At 41.4% G+C, this 19,978-nt stretch carries 8 protein-coding genes; 6 read left to right on the forward strand and 2 right to left on the reverse strand.

What is annotated here, in order from left to right; genetic code table 11:
• The first annotated feature begins 304 nt into the window (after positions 1-304).
• From ACJG85_RS05795 to pafA, 4 genes are all read left to right on the forward strand, one after another.
• Entirely contained in the window at positions 305-10,108 is a 9,804-nt protein-coding gene (locus tag ACJG85_RS05795) for a gliding motility-associated C-terminal domain-containing protein (protein WP_412477129.1), read from the forward strand.
• A gap of 5 nt (positions 10,109-10,113) precedes the next feature.
• Positions 10,114-11,082 carry a PorP/SprF family type IX secretion system membrane protein gene (locus tag ACJG85_RS05800; protein WP_412465118.1) on the forward strand — a complete coding sequence of 323 codons (969 nt, stop codon included), beginning with the start codon at positions 10,114-10,116 and terminating at the stop codon, positions 11,080-11,082.
• 10 nt (positions 11,083-11,092) lie between these two features.
• A complete protein-coding gene (locus ACJG85_RS05805; RefSeq protein ID WP_412477130.1) occupies positions 11,093-12,976 on the forward strand; it encodes an OmpA family protein in 1,884 nt (627 codons plus the stop codon).
• Between the two features lie 155 nt (positions 12,977-13,131).
• Positions 13,132-14,742, forward strand: coding sequence for an alkaline phosphatase PafA (gene pafA, locus ACJG85_RS05810; protein ID WP_412477131.1), 1,611 nt, complete (start codon positions 13,132-13,134; stop codon positions 14,740-14,742).
• A 43-nt stretch (positions 14,743-14,785) separates the two neighbouring features.
• Here the strand turns inward: pafA and lysA are convergent, their stop codons facing one another.
• Both lysA and ACJG85_RS05820 read right to left on the reverse strand, forming a co-directional pair.
• The gene (lysA, locus tag ACJG85_RS05815; protein WP_412477186.1) at positions 14,786-15,991 is read right to left on the reverse strand and encodes a diaminopimelate decarboxylase; all 1,206 of its coding nucleotides are present in this window, start codon (positions 15,989-15,991) and stop codon (positions 14,786-14,788) included.
• 81 nt (positions 15,992-16,072) lie between these two features.
• Positions 16,073-16,480: a hypothetical protein gene (locus tag ACJG85_RS05820; protein WP_412477132.1), complete on the reverse strand. Its 408-nt coding sequence runs from the start codon at positions 16,478-16,480 to the stop codon at positions 16,073-16,075.
• 184 nt (positions 16,481-16,664) lie between these two features.
• On the opposite strand from ACJG85_RS05820, the gene sucC reads away from it, so the two are divergent.
• Together sucC and ACJG85_RS05830 are read left to right on the forward strand one after the other, a co-directional pair.
• Positions 16,665-17,858 carry an ADP-forming succinate--CoA ligase subunit beta gene (gene sucC, locus ACJG85_RS05825; protein ID WP_412477133.1) on the forward strand — a complete coding sequence of 398 codons (1,194 nt, stop codon included), beginning with the start codon at positions 16,665-16,667 and terminating at the stop codon, positions 17,856-17,858.
• Positions 17,859-18,008: 150 nt separating this feature from the next.
• On the forward strand, positions 18,009-19,970 hold the full coding sequence (locus ACJG85_RS05830) for a tetratricopeptide repeat-containing sensor histidine kinase (RefSeq protein ID WP_412477134.1): 1,962 nt from the start codon (positions 18,009-18,011) through the stop codon (positions 19,968-19,970).
• The last annotated feature ends 8 nt before the right edge of the window (positions 19,971-19,978 follow it).

The following is a 19,978-nucleotide window of genomic DNA, read 5'->3' on the forward strand; positions in this document are numbered from 1 at the left end:
TTTAATTTTATTAATAACTTCCCTTTGTTTGGGTTTTTTAATTTTTAAATATTTGTTTATCAGTGTTTTGTGTTGTTTTTTTAGTTTTATATAATTGTTGATAATGTTTATTATTTTGTTTATAATATTTTAATAAGTTGAGTTTTGAGTTGGAAATTATAAGTAATATAGTGCTGGGAATTACATCTTATTATTTTTCAACGCCTGTAGAGCTTTTGTGCTGTTATTTTTTGATTGCGGTATTTTTTCTTGTTGCAAAAGGGTTGAAGTAATTGGATAAAAATTGTATTTAATTAAATTGCTTATGAGCATTACTACTCTTGCCAAAAAATATTCTTTTTATTGTGTTTTGTTGCTAACACTACTTGGGCAGAATAGTTTTATATATGCTCAATGTCCAACTGTCACTAATACCAATCAATCTTTTTGTGATACACAGTCGCCAACTATAGCTAGTTTGCAAGCGGTTGATAATGGAGGAGGAGTCAGATGGTATGCAACAGCAACTTCAACAACAGCCCTGTCCTCTTCTGCTGTTTTAGTGAATGGGGAGGATTATTTTGCCGATGATAATACCGGTTCTTGTGGTGTTAGGCAAAGTGTTACGGTTACAATCTATTCTGCTCCCACCGGGGCTAACTTCCAAGGAGTTTGTGTTACTAATTTAAATCAGGCTACACCTTCTAATCCTCAGTTTTTTATTAATGGTAACAATTTGCAATGGTATACGGTGCCTGTTGGTGGGACAGCTATTTCTCCTACAGCTATCTTAAACGACAATACTATCTATTATATCAGTCAGGTAAATCCTGATACAGGTTGTCAAACCTCTCGATTGTCGGTTTTTGTCAATGTGGGTTTGGTCCCGCCTCCCACAGGAAACGCTGTACAAGAGTTTTGTAACATACCGGGTAGTCCGCCGACTGTTGCAGATTTAGTAGCAACAGGCAATAATAATTGGTATTTGACCTCTGCTTTTGGTGTTCCTTTGGATCCTGCAACACCTCTGATTAATGGTCAATTTTATTATGCAACTACTGTTGATCCTCCTTGTGAAAGTAGCGACAGATTTGAAGTATTGGTCAATATTTATGAGTTAAATGATGCTGGAAGTGATGGGAGTCGAAGCATTTGTATTGATCAAGTTTCCTCAACGGCTCCTTTTGATTTGTTTGATTTATTAGGAGGAACTCCTGACAATACCGGTATTTGGTCGGGACCAATAACTACAACCAATGGTTATCAAGGTACTTTGGATGTTTCTACTATGAATTTAACAGGTAGTCCTTACACTTTTACCTATACTGTCTCTTCTGCATTGTGTGTACAAGATACCGCAACGGTAACCATTACCATATTACCACTACCGACAGCAAGTGTATCGGTTAGTCCGACGACTATCTGTGCTAACAGTAGTGCCACGTTTACCTTCACGGGTACACCAAATGCTACAGTAACGTACAACATCAATGGCGGATCGAACCAAACGGTAACCTTAAACGCATCGGGTACGGCCACTATCACAGGAACTTACACCACCAATACGACTATCAACATCGTAAGTGTAGCCAGCGCAGGAACACCGAGTTGTGTTAACCCACAAACGAGCAGTACCACGCTTACCATATTACCACTACCGACAGCGAGTGTATCGGTTAGTCCGACGACTATCTGTGCTAACAGCAGTGCCACTTTTACCTTCACGGGCACACCAAATGCTACAGTAACGTACAACATCAATGGCGGATCGAACCAAACGGTAACCTTAAATGCATCGGGTACGGCCACTATCACAGGAACTTACACCACCAATACGACTATCAACATCGTAAGTGTAGCCAGTGCAGGAACACCGAGTTGTGTTAACCCACAAACGAGCAGTACCACGCTTACCATATTACCACTACCGACAGCAAGTGTATCGGTTAGTCCGACGACTATCTGTGCTAACAGTAGTGCCACGTTTACCTTCACGGGTACACCAAATGCTACAGTAACGTACAACATCAATGGCGGATCGAACCAAACGGTAACCTTAAACGCATCGGGTACGGCCACTATCACAGGAACTTACACCACCAATACGACTATCAACATCGTAAGTGTAGCCAGCGCAGGAACACCGAGTTGTGTTAACCCACAAACGAGCAGTACCACGCTTACCATATTACCACTACCGACAGCGAGTGTATCGGTTAGTCCGACGACTATCTGTGCTAACAGCAGTGCCACTTTTACCTTCACGGGCACACCAAATGCTACAGTAACGTACAACATCAATGGCGGATCGAACCAAACGGTAACCTTAAATGCATCGGGTACGGCCACTATCACAGGAACTTACACCACCAATACGACTATCAACATCGTAAGTGTAGCCAGTGCAGGAACACCGAGTTGTGTTAACCCACAAACGAGCAGTACCACGCTTACCATATTACCACTACCGACAGCGAGTGTATCGGTTAGTCCGACGACTATCTGTGCTAACAGTAGTGCCACGTTTACCTTCACGGGTACACCAAATGCTACAGTAACGTACAACATCAATGGCGGATCGAACCAAACGGTAACCTTAAACGCATCGGGTACGGCCACTATCACAGGAACTTACACCACCAATACGACTATCAACATCGTAAGTGTAGCCAGCGCAGGAACACCGAGTTGTGTTAACCCACAAACGAGCAGTACCACGCTTACCATATTACCACTACCGACAGCGAGTGTATCGGTTAGTCCGACAACCATCTGTGCTAACAGTAGTGCCACGTTTACCTTCACGGGTACACCAAATGCTACAGTAACGTACAACATCAATGGCGGATCGAACCAAACGGTAACCTTAAACGCATCGGGTACGGCCACTATCACAGGAACTTACACCACCAATACGACTATCAACATCGTAAGTGTAGCCAGCGCAGGAACACCGAGTTGTGTTAACCCACAAACGAGCAGTACCACGCTTACCATATTACCACTACCGACAGCGAGTGTATCGGTTAGTCCGACGACTATCTGTGCTAACAGCAGTGCCACTTTTACCTTCACGGGCACACCAAATGCTACAGTAACGTACAACATCAATGGCGGATCGAACCAAACGGTAACCTTAAACGCATCGGGTACGGCCACTATCACAGGAACTTACACCACCAATACGACTATCAACATCGTAAGTGTAGCCAGCGCAGGAACACCGAGTTGTGTTAACCCACAAACGAGCAGTACCACGCTTACCATATTACCACTACCGACAGCAAGTGTATCGGTTAGTCCGACGACTATCTGTGCTAACAGTAGTGCCACGTTTACCTTCACGGGTACACCAAATGCTACAGTAACGTACAACATCAATGGCGGATCGAACCAAACGGTAACCTTAAACGCATCGGGTACGGCCACTATTGCCGGCACATACACCACCAATACGACTATCAACATCGTAAGTGTAGCCAGTGCAGGAACACCGAGTTGTGTTAACCCACAAACGAGCAGTACCACGCTTACCATATTACCACTACCGACAGCGAGTGTATCGGTTAGTCCGACGACTATCTGTGCTAACAGTAGTGCCACTTTTACCTTCACGGGCACACCAAATGCTACAGTAACGTACAACATCAATGGCGGATCGAACCAAACGGTAACCTTAAATGCATCGGGTACGGCCACTATTGCCGGCACATACACCACCAATACGACTATCAACATCGTAAGTGTAGCCAGCGCAGGAACACCGAGTTGTGTTAACCCACAAACGAGCAGTACCACGCTTACCATATTACCACTACCGACAGCGAGTGTATCGGTTAGTCCGACGACTATCTGTGCTAACAGCAGTGCCACTTTTACCTTCACGGGCACACCAAATGCTACAGTAACGTACAACATCAATGGCGGATCGAACCAAACGGTAACCTTAAATGCATCGGGTACGGCCACTATTGCCGGCACATACACCACCAATACGACTATCAACATCGTAAGTGTAGCCAGTGCAGGAACACCGAGTTGTGTTAACCCACAAACGAGCAGTACCACGCTTACCATATTACCACTACCGACAGCAAGTGTATCGGTTAGTCCGACAACCATTTGTGCTAACAGTAGTGCCACGTTTGCCTTCACGGGTACACCAAATGCTACAGTAACGTACAACATCAATGGCGGATCGAACCAAACGGTAACCTTAAATGCATCGGGTACGGCCACTATCACAGGAACTTACACCACCAATACGACTATCAACATCGTAAGTGTAGCCAGTGCAGGAACACCGAGTTGTGTTAACCCACAAACGAGCAGTACCACGCTTACCATATTACCACTACCGACAGCAAGTGTATCGGTTAGTCCGACAACCATTTGTGCTAACAGTAGTGCCACGTTTGCCTTCACGGGTACACCAAATGCTACAGTAACGTACAACATCAATGGCGGATCGAACCAAACGGTAACCTTAAATGCATCGGGTACGGCCACTATCACAGGAACTTACACCACCAATACGACTATCAACATCGTAAGTGTAGCCAGTGCAGGAACACCGAGTTGTGTTAACCCACAAACGAGCAGTACCACGCTTACCATATTACCACTACCGACAGCAAGTGTATCGGTTAGTCCGACGACTATCTGTGCTAACAGTAGTGCCACGTTTACCTTCACGGGTACACCAAATGCTACAGTAACGTACAACATCAATGGCGGATCGAACCAAACGGTAACCTTAAACGCATCGGGTACGGCCACTATCACAGGAACTTACACCACCAATACGACTATCAACATCGTAAGTGTAGCCAGCGCAGGAACACCGAGTTGTGTTAACCCACAAACGAGCAGTACCACGCTTACCATATTACCACTACCGACAGCGAGTGTATCGGTTAGTCCGACGACTATCTGTGCTAACAGCAGTGCCACTTTTACCTTCACGGGCACACCAAATGCTACAGTAACGTACAACATCAATGGCGGATCGAACCAAACGGTAACCTTAAACGCATCGGGTACGGCCACTATCACAGGAACTTACACCACCAATACGACTATCAACATCGTAAGTGTAGCCAGCGCAGGAACACCGAGTTGTGTTAACCCACAAACGAGCAGTACCACGCTTACCATATTACCACTACCGACAGTGAGTGTATCGGTTAGTCCGACAACTATCTGTGCTAACAGTAGTGCCACGTTTACCTTCACGGGTACACCAAATGCTACAGTAACGTACAACATCAATGGCGGATCGAACCAAACGGTAACCTTAAACGCATCGGGTACGGCCACTATCACAGGAACTTACACCACCAATACGACTATCAACATCGTAAGTGTAGCCAGCGCAGGAACACCAAGTTGTGTTAACCCACAAACGAGCAGTACCACGCTTACCATATTACCACTACCGACAGCGAGTGTATCGGTTAGTCCGACAACCATCTGTGCTAACAGTAGTGCCACGTTTACCTTCACGGGTACACCAAATGCTACAGTAACGTACAACATCAATGGCGGATCGAACCAAACGGTAACCTTAAACGCATCGGGTACGGCCACTATCACAGGAACTTACACCACCAATACGACTATCAACATCGTAAGTGTAGCCAGCTCAGGAACACCGAGTTGTGTTAACCCACAAACGAGCAGTACCACGCTTACCATATTACCACTACCGACAGCGAGTGTATCGGTTAGTCCGACGACTATCTGTGCTAACAGCAGTGCCACTTTTACCTTCACGGGCACACCAAATGCTACAGTAACGTACAACATCAATGGCGGATCGAACCAAACGGTAACCTTAAACGCATCGGGTACGGCCACTATCACAGGAACTTACACCACCAATACGACTATCAACATCGTAAGTGTAGCCAGCGCAGGAACACCGAGTTGTGTTAACCCACAAACGAGCAGTACCACGCTTACCATATTACCACTACCGACAGTGAGTGTATCGGTTAGTCCGACAACTATCTGTGCTAACAGTAGTGCCACGTTTACCTTCACGGGTACACCAAATGCTACAGTAACGTACAACATCAATGGCGGATCGAACCAAACGGTAACCTTAAACGCATCGGGTACGGCCACTATCACAGGAACTTACACCACCAATACGACTATCAACATCGTAAGTGTAGCCAGCGCAGGAACACCAAGTTGTGTTAACCCACAAACGAGCAGTACCACGCTTACCATTGTTCAACCTTCAATTCCGGGTAATGACGCATCTATTGTACTTTGTGTTTTGAGTCCTTCAGTTGACTTGTTTACTTTGTTAGGCTCAACAGCTCAAGCTGGAGGGACATGGTCGCCGGCTTTAACGAGTGGGACAGGAGTGTTTAATCCTGCAGTTGATCCTGCAGGGACTTATACTTATACATTAAATGGTACAGCACCTTGTACTGATGTTAGTGCTAGTGTGCAAGTTATTGTTAATCCGGTTCCGGATGCCGGTAATAACGGAGTTTTGGCTATCTGTTCTAATCAAAATTCGGTGGATTTATTTACGTCATTAACCGGTTCGCCACAAACTGGAGGGACTTGGTCTCCACCACTTGCCAGTGGAACAGGAGTATTTAATCCGGCAGTAGATTTATCCGGCATATATACTTATACAGTTACCGGAATTTCACCTTGTGTTGATGATACAGCTACTGTAACTGTTACAGTTACCCAAGGTCCGGAAGCAGGAACAAATAATACAATTACACTTTGTGTCAATAGTACACCTCAAGATTTAGCGTTATTATTAGGTCCAAATTCGCAGCCGGGAGGTACTTGGTCACCAACTTTAGCCAGTGGCACCGGTGTATTTGATCCTGCAGTAGATACCGCTGGGGATTATACATATACTTTATCGGGCACACAGCCTTGTGATAACGATAGTGCGGTTATTACTGTTACGGTTAATCCTATTCCAAATGCAGGGGATAATGCTACTGTAACTCTTTGTGAAAATAACCCTTCTCAAGATTTATTTCCTTTACTTGGAACGAATGCTCAGTTAGGAGGGATATGGACTCCATCTTTAATGAGTGGAACAGGAGTATTGAATCCGGCAGTTGATCCTGCGGGGACTTATACATATACTGTTGGAGGAGGTTTGTGTAGTAGTGACTCAGCAACAGTATTGGTAAATATTTCTCAAGAGCCAAATTACGGAGGTGTAGGTCAAGTTTTGAATGTTTGTATAAGTGCAACATCAATCGATTTAACAACAGGTTTAGATGGAACACAACAAGCCGGTACTTGGGCTGATGATGATAATACCGGAGCGCTGTCCGGATCAATTTTCAACCCTTCAATTGTTGGTGTTGGAACTTATCATTTTACTTATACAGTAATTGGGGATTTTCCTTGTGCAAACGCTACTTCAACAGTAACTGTTATTGTTAATCCGTTACCGGTGGCCGGTATGAGTAATACTTTGTCATTGTGCGCAACAGATAGCTCTCAAGATTTATTTGCGTTATTAGGTTCAACGGCGCAAACCGGAGGAACATGGTTCCCTACATTGGCCAGTGGAACCGGTGTGTTTAATCCTGCTGTTGATAATCAGGGAATTTATAGTTATACGCTTTCTTCTTCATATTGTGCTTCTGTTACAGCTTCTGTGAATGTTACAGTTTTTCAACCGGTGAGTTCTGGCGGTATTGGGCAAACTTTAAATAGTTGTGTTAACGAAACCTCCTTGGATTTAACGACTGGTTTAGACGGGACGCAAGGGATTGGTACTTGGAGTGATGATAATTTGACAGGTGCACTAACCGGAAATATCTTTAATCCTTCTGTAATTGGTGTAGGAACTTATACTTTTACTTATACAGTAAACGGAAATGCTCCTTGTCCTAATGCTTCTTCTACTGTAACTGTTATAGTTCATCCATTATCTATTGCAGGATCTGACAATATATTAACTGTTTGTTCAACAGATGGTCCTCAAGACTTATTTACTTTATTGGGTTCTACAGCACAAACCGGAGGGACATGGTCACCGGCATTAGCAAGTGGAACAGGGGTGTTTAATCCTGCCATTGATAGTCAAGGAGTTTACACTTACACGGTTTCTTCTTTATTTTGTTCCTCGGTTTCTGCGAGTATAAATGTTACTGTAAATCCGGCTGCCAATTCGGGTGGTGCTGGTCAAACACTGACAACATGTACCAATATAACCTCTTTAGATTTAACAACCGGATTGGATGGCACTCAAGGGGTTGGAACATGGAATGACAACAGCAGTACCGGGGCTTTGTCAGGTAACTTATTTAATCCTTCTTTGGTAGGAGCAGGAACCTATACTTTTAGCTATACCGTAACCGGTACAGCACCTTGTTCTGACGCTGTTTCAACCGTTACAGTTGTAGTTAATACGGCGCCAAACGCAGGTGCTTTTACGGGGGTAGTAACTTTGTGTCCAAGTGTTGGGGTCTTAGATTTAACTTCTTTATTGAACGGAGCTGATGTCGGAGGTGTATGGACAGATGCCGCTTCTCAAACAGTAACCTCTACAATAACGATTATTAGTTTTGCACCTGGCACTTATTCTTATACTTACTCCGTTACAAATTCATGTTCTACTGATACCGAAACTGTTCAGTTTACCATTTTGCCTAATCCGCAAATTGCCAGTTTTAATATTTCGACATCGCCTGCTTGTTTAGGGTCTGATGTAGTGGTGAATTTGAACGGAATGGTCGATGGAACTTATACTTTAACCTATGACTTAATCGGTGCAAATACTGCTTCCGGTCAAACCGCTACTGTAACCATAACCGGTGGTGTAGGAAGTTTTACTATTCCGGCATCTCTGTTGCCTAATATAGGTACAACAGTAGCTAATTTTGCTACCATTTTAAATACAGCGACCAACTGTTCTATCACTTTGATAGGAGTGGCAACTCAAATATTGGTTCGACCTTTGGCAGATATTGATGCTACGAACTTAAGTTCGCCGGCTGTTTGTTATGGAGCCGATTTAGCAGTCACTATCTCCGGAGCTACCAATTTACCCGACGGTGTGTACCAGTTTAATTATTCAATCCCCGGCGCAAATCCAACTTCCAACAACTCCGGTAATGTTACTATAACCGCTGGTGCAGGACAATTTACGGTTCCGGCAACTATTTTTGGTTCGACCGGAAATTATACCATGACTATTTTCGGAATCATAGCCGCTACAGGTTGTACCAATACTACTGAAAGCGCTTCGGTTTCTTTAGTTATTAATGCTTTACCAAGCCTGCAAAATGCAACAGTGACAGTACAAGATACTTGTGCCAACTTTGCCAGTTTAGTTACTATTTCAGGAGCCAATAACTTAGCCGATGGTAATTACACTTTAACCTACCAACTTTCAGGGGCTAATACTGCTACTACTTCCCTTACTATCGCAATCAGTAGCGGAACCGGAACTTTCAGTATTCCGGCATCAGAATTGGCAAACAATGGTAATACAACATTAACCATAAACCAACTCGATTCGGTAACCACCACTTGCGGTGTCACCGGAACTATCATTGCTCCAATTGATTTTAATGTTGCGCAGTTGGGCACACCGCAAATCATTCAGGATGGGAATCTTTTCTGTGAAGATGATAACCCAACTATTGCCAACTTATCGGGTAATTTGGTCGGTTTCCCAACCGTAATTTGGTACAACGCAGCAACGGGTGGAACAGCTTACAATGCTACTGATTTATTGGTTCACGGAACTACTTACTACGCTGCTTTAACCACAGCAAGCGGTTGTGAAGGTGCTGTTCGTTTAGAGGTTACGGTTGATTTGACGGTATGTGATGATATCTTAATTCCTGATGGTTATTCTCCAAATAACGATGGCATCAACGATACTTTTGAAATTGAAAACTTGGCTATCGTTTACCCGAATTTCAAATTAGAAGTGTACAACCGATACGGAAATCTGATTTACACAGGTAACAGAAATACGCCAAATTGGGACGGAACAACAACAGTTAGCGGACTAAACTTGGGCAACAACATATTGCCAAACGGTGTTTATTTCTATATTCTTTATTTCAACGACGGTGTTAGAAAACCGGTGCAAGGAAGAGTTTATCTAAACCGATAATGACAATGAGTACTACTAAAAAACATATGATTCGATACTGCTTTGTAAGCTTGCTTTTGGCATTGTGCTCTTCCAAAATGGCAGCCCAACAAGATCCGCAATTCACCCATTACATGTACAATATGAGTGTTATTAATCCGGCCTATGCTACTGAGGATAAGGACATCATTAAAATGGGAGGCATTTATCGTGCGCAATGGGTTGGTATTGAAGGCGCGCCCACTACGCAATCTTTCTTTGTACACAAACCGGTTTCTAAAAAAATAGAATTAGGGTTGTCTGTAGTTCACGATGAAATTGGCAATGTGGTGAATGAGAGTAACATCTTTGCCGATTTCGCTTACGTTTTGTCCTTATCGGAAAGAACAAGATTGTCTTTCGGGGTGAAAGCAGGTGTAACGCTATTCAGTACTAATTTTAACGGATTCCAATACACCGATCCGCTACCGGATCCGGCATTTCAGAATAATTTAAGTCAAACATTTCCAAACGTTGGCGCCGGGACTTATTTGTTCGGCGATAATTACTATTTAGGTTTTTCAACGCCTAATTTATTAACTACCAAACACCTCGAAAACACCAACGGGATCACTACTACCGGTGTAGAAGCGATTCACTATTTTTTAACCGGTGGTTATGTCTTTACTTTTAACGGTAACGACAATTTTAAAGTAAAACCGGCTTTTATGGCTAAAGGAGTAGCCGGAGCGCCGCTTTCAGTTGATTTAACTACAAATGTGTTGATCAACAACAAATTTGAAGCGGGTATTGGTTATCGATTAGATGATTCTGTTAGCGGATTGGCCAGTTTTTATGTAACACCAACACTCAGAATTGGTTATTCTTACGATTACACGCTCACTAATTTGAGAAATTTCAATACCGGTTCACACGAGGTTTTTGTATTGTTTGATCTCGATTTAGGCCGAATGTCATCCGGAAAAGGATATGATAAATCACCAAGATTCTTCTAAAACGGATACTATGAAAAAAGTCATTTACCTATTATTTATTTTTTGCAGTATCACCACTCTTTTTGCCCAAAAGAAAGTCAGTGCCAAACAAGCCCATGCGTTATTCAATCGCAAAGCTTACATTAAGGCTGCTGCTGCTTACGAACAATTGCCTCAATCTCGTGAGGTTTTGCAAAACTTAGGCGATTGCTATTATTACAACTTTCAAATGGATAATGCAGTTCGAGCCTACGGGCAGTTGTTTTTTACTTTTAAAGACAGCGTCAAAAAAGAAGTGTTTTTCAGATATGCTAATGCTCTTAAAGGTACCAAAGATTTTGATAAAGGCGATGCTATTATGTCGGAGTATCTCGGCTATGAGCAAAACACGCCTAAGTTCATGAAAAATGCTACGCGAAATATACCCGACAGCTACAAACTCGAAATGATGTCGAAAAACAAAACCAACGGCGATTTCGGAATAGCTTTCTATGGCGAAAAAGTAACTTTTGCCTCACTTCGAAATGCTGAAGGCGACCAATCCTACAATTGGAATGACAGACCATATTTGGACTTGTTCATGGCTTCGGTTAACGATAAAGGACAATTGGTTCAAATAGAGCCTTTTCCGGAAAGTATTAATACCAAAAAACACGAAAGTAATGCAACGTTCAGTGCCGATGGTAAAATCATGTATTTCAATCGTACCGGAGAAAAACAGGTCGAAGTCAACAACGAAAAAGTAGCCACCGTAAAAATTTACAAAGCCGAATTGGTTGACGGTAAATGGACCAATGTTAAAATGTGCTCATTCTCCAGCGATGAATATTCGGTACAACATCCTTTCTTAACCAAAGACGGCAAAAAATTATACTTTGCCAGCGACATGAAAGGCACCATAGGCTCTATGGATCTTTTTGTTGTGGATATTTTAGAGGATGGTACTTACAGCCAACCGCGGAACTTAGGCGAAACCATCAACACCATTCACCGTGAACAATTCCCTTTTGTAACCGAAGACGGAACGCTGTACTTTGCTTCCGATGGCCATCAAGGCAACGGTAATCTGGATATTTTTATGAGCTATAAACTCTCGGAAACAGAATTCGATAAACCGCTCAATCTCGGGTCTACCATCAACAGCGAGATGGACGATTTCAACTACATACTCGATGAAGCAAACAACAAAGGCTATTTTGCCTCTAACCGAACCGGAGACGACAATTTGTACACCTTTGTTCGTGAAGATAACAAACTGCAATATTTAGTAGAAGGTGAAGTGCGTGATCTGAAATCATTAGAACTTTTGCCGGGCGCAACTGTTAAATTGTTCAATGACAAAGGCGAGTTGTTAGAAGAGATTGTGGTTGGGAAAGACGGCGATTTTACCTTTAACACCGAACCCAACAAGAAATACAAAATTATGGCTTTCAAGGATTTTTATATTCCGGCCGAAGCCGAGTTTGATACCAGTCAGAAAGGAAAAGTTTATCTCGATCTACAGATGAAAGTCGAGTCTTATTACGACGCAGAAGACATCATTAATAAAAAAGACGACGGAACGGTGCTGATTGAATTGGAGAATATTTACTTCGATTTAGACAAATGGAACATCAAACCGCAAGCTGCGCAAGTCTTAGATGTGTTGGTCGGATTGTTGAAAAAGTACCCGTACATGGAAATTCAAATCGGCTCGCACACCGATTCCAGAGCTTCGGAAATGTATAACCTAAGACTGTCCAATCGAAGAGCTGCGGCTGCCTTAGAATATTTGGTACAAAACGGTATTGAAAGACGTCGCTTGAAATCAGTAGGTTATGGCGAAAGCAAACCGCTGATCATTTGTCCGAAAAACGATTGTACCGAAGCCGAACACGCTACCAACCGTAGGTGTACATTTATGATCTTAAAATAAAGTTAGTTGTTTTAATGTTGTTTTTAAAATTGGGAATTTGCCAAATGCATGCTTTAACGAGTGTGCATTTGTTTTTTAAGACCTAACTTTAGATTAACACTAATAGTAGTTAGGATTGGGTTGTAATTCCTATTTTTGTAATTCAATTTTATGTCATGAAGAAAGTACTTTCACTCCTTTTTGTTGTAGCCGTTACCCATTTGTATGCCCAACAAAAACCCAAATTAGTGGTCGGAATCGTGGTTGATCAAATGAAAACCGAATACCTCTATCGTTTCCAAAACGACTTTTCGGAAAATGGTTTCAAACGATTGATGAAAGACGGTTATACCTTCTACAATATGCATTACAATTATATGCCTACTTACACAGCGCCCGGCCATGCTTCCATTTACACGGGAACAACACCGGCTTTGCACGGTATAGTGAGCAACGAATGGTTCCATCGAACACTCAAAAAAGAAGTGTATTGTACCGATGACGACAGTGTTTATACTTTAGTTCCCGGGACAGAAAAAGAAGGCAAGATGTCGCCTAAAAATTTGCAAGCTACTACCATCACCGACGAATTAAAATTAGCGACCAACTTCAAAGGCAAAGTAATCGGGATGAGTATCAAAGATCGCGGCGCCATTCTTCCGGCCGGACATTTTGCCGATTGGGCATTTTGGTATACCAAAACCGGTGAATTTATTTCGAGTTCTTTCTATGGAAAAACGCTGCCGAATTGGGTAACCGAATTTAATCAAGAAAAACAATATTTGCCATACATCAATAGCGGTTGGAATTTACTGAAGCCAGTTGAAACTTACAACGAAAGTTTGGCTGACAACAACAATTACGAAGGCAAACTCTACAAAAAGCTACCGGTTTTTCCATATAATTTAAAAGAAATGTACGATAGCAACGATGCCGGTGTTTTGCGCGTAACGCCTTTTGGGAATGATGTGTTGGCCAATTTAGCCAAGCGCGCCATCGAAAAAGAAGCATTAGGACAAGATGAGATTACGGATTTCTTAGCGGTGAGTTTTTCTTCTACCGATTATATCGGTCATACTTTCGGACCACGTTCCATAGAAATTCAGGATACCTATTTGCGCTTGGATTTGACTATAGCCGATTTTTTGAATTATTTGGATAAAACAGTAGGAAAAGGCAACTATTTGGTTTTCTTAACGGCCGACCATGCTTGTGCCGAAAATTCCACCCATTTAAAAGAGCATAAATACCAAGTAGACAACATTAGTTATAAAGAGGTCACCAAAGATTTAATTGCGTTTTCCGAGCAAACTTTCGGTGCGAATTTGTTGTTGAAATACGATAGCTATAATGTGCATTTTGACAAAGACATCATCAAAAGCAAAGGATTAGATTTGGCCAAAGTGAAACAAAGCTTCAAAGACTTTCTTTACACCAAAAACTATGTAAAGCGAGTGTACACCGAAGAAGAAATCCTGACTTCCGGAGCCAATGATATATTGCTAAGCTTTGTTTTTAAGGGTTACGATCCAACGCAAAACGGCGATTTGTATTTTGTTTACAAACCCGGCTATGTTGAGTATTCTGCTACCGGCGCAACACATGGTTCTCCGTATGCTTATGATACGAACGTGCCGTTAATTTTTTATGGCTGGAATATCAAAAGCGGCGAGTCGTACCAGAAAAAAGTGATTACGCAAATTGCGCCAACCTTGGCTAAAAAACTCAAAATAACCTTACCGAATGCAACAGAGAGCGAAGTGCTCGAGGAAGTGTTAGGAAAATAAAAAGACAAAAAGAAAACCCCGAACTTTAATTCGGGGTTTTCTTTTATACTTCAACCATAATTTGGTTTTGCAATAAATCTTCAAAAGTTTCTCTTTGTCGAATCAGATGACCTTTACCGTCTTTCCATAAAACTTCAGCCGGTTTGAAACGAGAGTTGTAGTTGGAAGCCATCGAAAAACAGTACGCGCCCGCATTTCTGAAACAAAGCGTGTCGCCTTCGTGAATTTCGGCTATGCGACGGTTGCTGGCAAACGTATCGGTTTCACAAATGTAACCTACTACGGTGTAGAAACGCTCTTTGCCTTTAGGATTGGAAATGTTTTCTATGCTGTGCTGCGAACCGTAAAACATCGGGCGGATTAAATGGTTGAATCCGCTGTCAATCCCCGCAAAAACTGTCGATGTGGTTTGTTTGATAACATTCACAGTGGCCAAAAAGTAACCGGCTTCGCTCACCAAAAATTTACCGGGTTCAAAGGCTAAAGTCAGTTCACGCCCGTATTCTTTTTCAAAAGTCAAAAAGCGCTTGGTTAATTTTTTACCTAATTCTTCAATATTAGTTTCAATGTCGCCTTTTTTATAAGGTACTTTAAATCCGGATCCAAAATCCAAAAAGTCTAAGTTTTTAAACTGTTTGGCCGCATCAAACAAAATTTCAGCAGCGTATAAAAACACTTCAATATCCAAAATGTCGGAACCGGTATGCATGTGGATTCCATTGATGTGCATTTTAGTGTTTTCTACAATGCGCAGAATATGAGGGATTTGATATATGGAAATCCCAAATTTACTATCGATATGTCCTACCGAAATGTTTTCATTACCACCCGCCATGACATGCGGATTGATACGTATACACACCGGAACGGATGGGTATTTAGTGCCGAAATGTTCTAAAACCGATAAGTTGTCAATGTTAATTTGAACACCTAGTTTCGCCACGGCTTCAATTTCTTCAAAAGATACGCCGTTAGGGGTAAAAATGATTTTATCAGGTGTAAAACCGGCGTGTAATCCAAGTTGTACTTCTTGCAAGGAAACGGTATCCAATCCGGAACCTAAATTCTTTAATAGCTTTAAAACAGAAATATTAGACAAGGCCTTCATAGCGTAGTTGATGCGAAGCTTTTCAACCTTGGCAAAAGCATTGGTTAAACGTTTGTATTGAAATTCGATTTTTTCAGCGTCATACACATACAAAGGATTCCCGAATTCTTGGGAAAGTGCTAATAAATCTGTTGCTTGTATCATAGGATTTTAAATTTGTGCAAAGCTAAGTAGCGTACAGCGCAAATCCAAAGAAAAAGTCCGCGTTAACAACTCATTAAGTTATCGGACTAAGGTAATTTTAAATCCGTCAGCTATGGATTGGTCAATGATTAAAGTTTGGTTGTTAACAGTATAGCATCCCAAATCAATATTGTTGATGACTATGCTTTCGCCACAAGGAAGTTCAGGGCCATTGTCATGGTGGTAATTGTAAACACCGGTTTCCAGAATATCAAAAAGACTGTCGTTACTATTATTGTTAACCACTGTTACTGTTTGGGTAATCGGGTTGATGTCCCAAATGATCTCGCCTTGTGCGAAATTATGGTTAATACCGGCTATAGTTCCGGTAATATTTACCAGTTTCCATTGTCCGTCTATAGTATTGTTTTCCGTACTATTGTCATTACTGCATCCCGTTAACAGCAAAGAAACCAAAAATGAAAACAGAAGAAAGTACTTTTTCATGCTTTTTTGAATTTTAACTTAGATGCAATACAACCGTAGGGTTGCGTTAAACCGAATATTTTTTTTAATCACTAAAAGTACTAAATTGATATACATTTCTTTTTGGTTTAAGACTAATTAATTACTTTTGTCACACATTTGCTGAATTCATTTTCAGCATTGCAACACAAATAAAATCTTCAATATGAACATTCACGAATATCAAGGAAAAGAAATTTTAGCCAGTTACGGAGTAAGAGTACAACGCGGTATTGTGGCTAACAGTCCGGTTGAAGCAGTAGCTGCAGCTAAACAACTAACAGCAGAAACCGGAACAGGATGGCACGTGGTAAAAGCCCAAATCCATGCCGGAGGTAGAGGAAAAGGCGGCGGCGTTAAGTTGGCCAAAAACTTGCAACAAGTAGAGGAATTGTCTGAGCAAATCATAGGAATGATGCTCAAAACACCTCAAACACCACCGGAAGGGAAAAAAGTACACAAAGTATTAATTGCTGAAGATGTTTACTATCCGGGAGAAAGTGAAACGCAAGAGTTTTATATGTCGGTTTTATTAAACAGAGCCAAAGGAAGAAACATGATTATGTATTCAACCGAAGGCGGAATGGATATTGAAGAAGTAGCCGAGCATACACCGCATTTAATCTTTACTGAAGAAATCGATCCTGCAGTAGGTTTACAAGGTTTCCAAGCCAGAAGAATTGCATTCAATTTAGGGCTTTCCGGAAATGCTTTCAAAGAAATGGTGAAGTTCGTTGAGTCTTTGTACAGCGCTTACATTGGTTCTGATGCTTCTATGTTTGAAATCAACCCGGTTTTAAAAACCTCTGATAACAAAATCATGGCGGTTGACGCCAAAGTGAATATTGATGATAACGCTTTGTACAGACAACCAAAATATGCAGACATGCGCGACATTCGTGAGGAAAATCCAATCGAAGTAGAAGCCAAAGAAGTTGGGTTGAACTACGTTGATCTTGACGGAACAGTAGGTTGTATGGTAAACGGTGCCGGATTAGCAATGGCTACTATGGACTTAATCAAGTATGCAGGTTTTGAACCGGCCAACTTCTTAGACGTAGGAGGAACTGCCGATGCTAAACGTGTCGAAACAGCTTTCCGTATCATCTTGAAAGATCCAAACGTAAAAGCTATTTTAATCAACATTTTCGGTGGTATCGTTCGTTGTGACCGTGTGGCACAGGGTGTGGTTGATGCTTACAAAAATATGGGAGATGCGATTAAGGTGCCTATTATTGTTCGTTTGCAAGGAACCAATGCAGAAATTGCTAAGGAATTAATCGATAATTCCGGCATGCCAATCTTATCTGCGGTACAATTCCAGGAAGCAGCCGACCAAGTGAAAGCCGCTTTGTCTTAAGCATTACATTTATACTGATATAGAATCCCGAGTTAATACTCGGGATTTTTTTTGTCAAATTCTCGACTAAAGGCAGTAAATACTCATTTGCTGTTTTTCGCTCCAAATGGAAATCTTACATTTGTTAGAAATAGCATTGACTTAATTATCATGAGAATACTTTACTCTTTTGCAGTGGCTTTGTGGTGTACGGCTTTTTTTTCGGCAGTAGCCCAAAACACTAAAACAGACAGTTTGTTAACTGTACTGAGTAAAACCAAAAATGATATCGACAAAGCCCAATTGCTCAATGCTATAGCCAATCAATATAAAACTTCCGATCCAAAGGCTATGTTGGTTTATGCGAAAAAGGCTTATGATTTGTCGCAAAAAATGGATTACCAATTGGCCAAAGGCAATGCTTTACTCAACTTAGGTAACGCTAATATTATTTTAGGAGACTATTCCAAGTCGCTTACATACTTTACCGATGCCCGACATGTATTTGAAAATGTTTCGATAGACAATAATGTCGAAAGACAAAAAGGATTGGCCAAAGCGCTCGGCAGTATTGGAATAGTGTTTTCGGAACAAAGCAACTATGCCAAGGCTTTACAGTACTATCTTAAATCGGTTACCATTTACGAAAAACTCAAAGACGAAGAAAAATGTGCCAAGCTCTATAATAATATTGGAATTGTTTATCAATCGCTTTCTTCCTATTTTAAAGCTTTGGCTTATTTTGTCAAAGCCCAAAAAATTCAAGAAAAGTTAGGCGATTCGAATGTAGGTATTACTTATACGAATATCGCTAACGGTTACTTAAAGCAAAACAATTCGGCTAAAGCTTATGAGTATTATACCAAAGCTAAATCGGCCTTAGACCAACACCCGAATCCACGAGCTTTAGGCGAATGGTACAACAATGTTGGTTTGTATTTTAAAGCAGTCAAGCAACCTGAGAAAGCCATTGAACATTGGAATAATGCCATTCAAACTTTTGAAAGCATCGAAGACAAATTCGGAGTAGGCGATACGTATTTGTTATTGGGACAATTGTATTTTGAGCAAAACAAAGCGCAACAAGCCATAGTATTTGCTGAAAAAGCTTTAGCTTCTGCCAAAGCGTTAAAAGTATTGGAGCAGCAGGTGATTGCTGAAAAATTGTTGAGTGACATTTACGCTCAACTAAACAATTCGGCTCAGGCCTTGTTGCACTTTAAAGCGTACAGTACCGCCAAAGACAGTTTGACCAACGAAGAAAACATCCGCCGAACGGTAGAAGAAGAAATGGCCTTCGATTTTGAAAAACGCGAAGCCATTCACCAAAAGGAAATTGAAAAACGCGATTTATTGTTGCAGGAAGAATCCAAACGCAATGTTATGCAATTGATATTTGCGGCGGTTTTCGGGTTGTTATTGTTTGGAATTGCGTTTCTGATTTACAACAGGATTCAGTTGAAAAAGAATTTAACGTTGCAAAAAGAATTGGCCGAGTACGAACAAAAAGCCTTGCATTTGCAAATGAATCCACATTTTGTATTCAATTGTTTGGGTTCGATATCGAGCTTTATCGTGCAAAACGGTACCGATTCGGCCATCAAATACTTGTCGAAATTCTCCAAATTAATGCGCTTGACCTTAGAATATTCTAAAGAATCATTAATTCCCATCGACAAAGAAATTGAGAGTTTGCAAAACTACTTGGAACTCGAGCAATTGCGTTTTAACAACAAGTTTACTTTTTCAATATTTAAAAATGAAGCAATAGAAGATGATATGGCTATTCCGCCATTATTGTTGCAACCTTTTGTGGAAAATGCCATCATTCATGGTGTCATTCCCAAAAAGGAAATAGGCAGTATTGCGGTACGCTTTGCTTTACAAAACGATAGCTTACTCTGTACGGTAGAAGATAACGGTATAGGTTTTAATGAGTCTAAAGCGCAAAAACAGCATTCGGTTGTAGCGCATAAATCGATGGCTTTGGATATTACCAGAAAACGGTTGGAAATGATAGAATCGACTACCAAACAAAAAACAGAATTCAGCATAGAAGAAATCAAAAATACTAACGGTGAAGTCATAGGTACGAAAGTAACTTTGCATTTGCCTGTGCAGTATATTAAATAAAATAGGAA

Origin of the sequence: Flavobacterium mekongense (assembly GCF_047038255.1) — a bacterium.
Lineage (GTDB): Bacteria > Bacteroidota > Bacteroidia > Flavobacteriales > Flavobacteriaceae > Flavobacterium > Flavobacterium mekongense.

Bases quoted from the DNA above. Each gene is read 5' to 3' on its own strand.
- ACJG85_RS05820 (WP_412477132.1), bottom strand. From the start codon at position 16,480: ATGAAAAAGTACTTTCTTCTGTTTTCATTTTTGGTTTCTTTGCTGTTA.
- ACJG85_RS05830 (WP_412477134.1), top strand. From the start codon at position 18,009: ATGAGAATACTTTACTCTTTTGCAGTGGCTTTGTGGTGTACGGCTTTT.
- sucC (WP_412477133.1), top strand. From the start codon at position 16,665: ATGAACATTCACGAATATCAAGGAAAAGAAATTTTAGCCAGTTACGGA.
- ACJG85_RS05800 (WP_412465118.1), top strand. From the start codon at position 10,114: ATGAGTACTACTAAAAAACATATGATTCGATACTGCTTTGTAAGCTTG.
- pafA (WP_412477131.1), top strand. From the start codon at position 13,132: ATGAAGAAAGTACTTTCACTCCTTTTTGTTGTAGCCGTTACCCATTTG.
- ACJG85_RS05795 (WP_412477129.1), top strand. From the start codon at position 305: ATGAGCATTACTACTCTTGCCAAAAAATATTCTTTTTATTGTGTTTTG.
- ACJG85_RS05805 (WP_412477130.1), top strand. From the start codon at position 11,093: ATGAAAAAAGTCATTTACCTATTATTTATTTTTTGCAGTATCACCACT.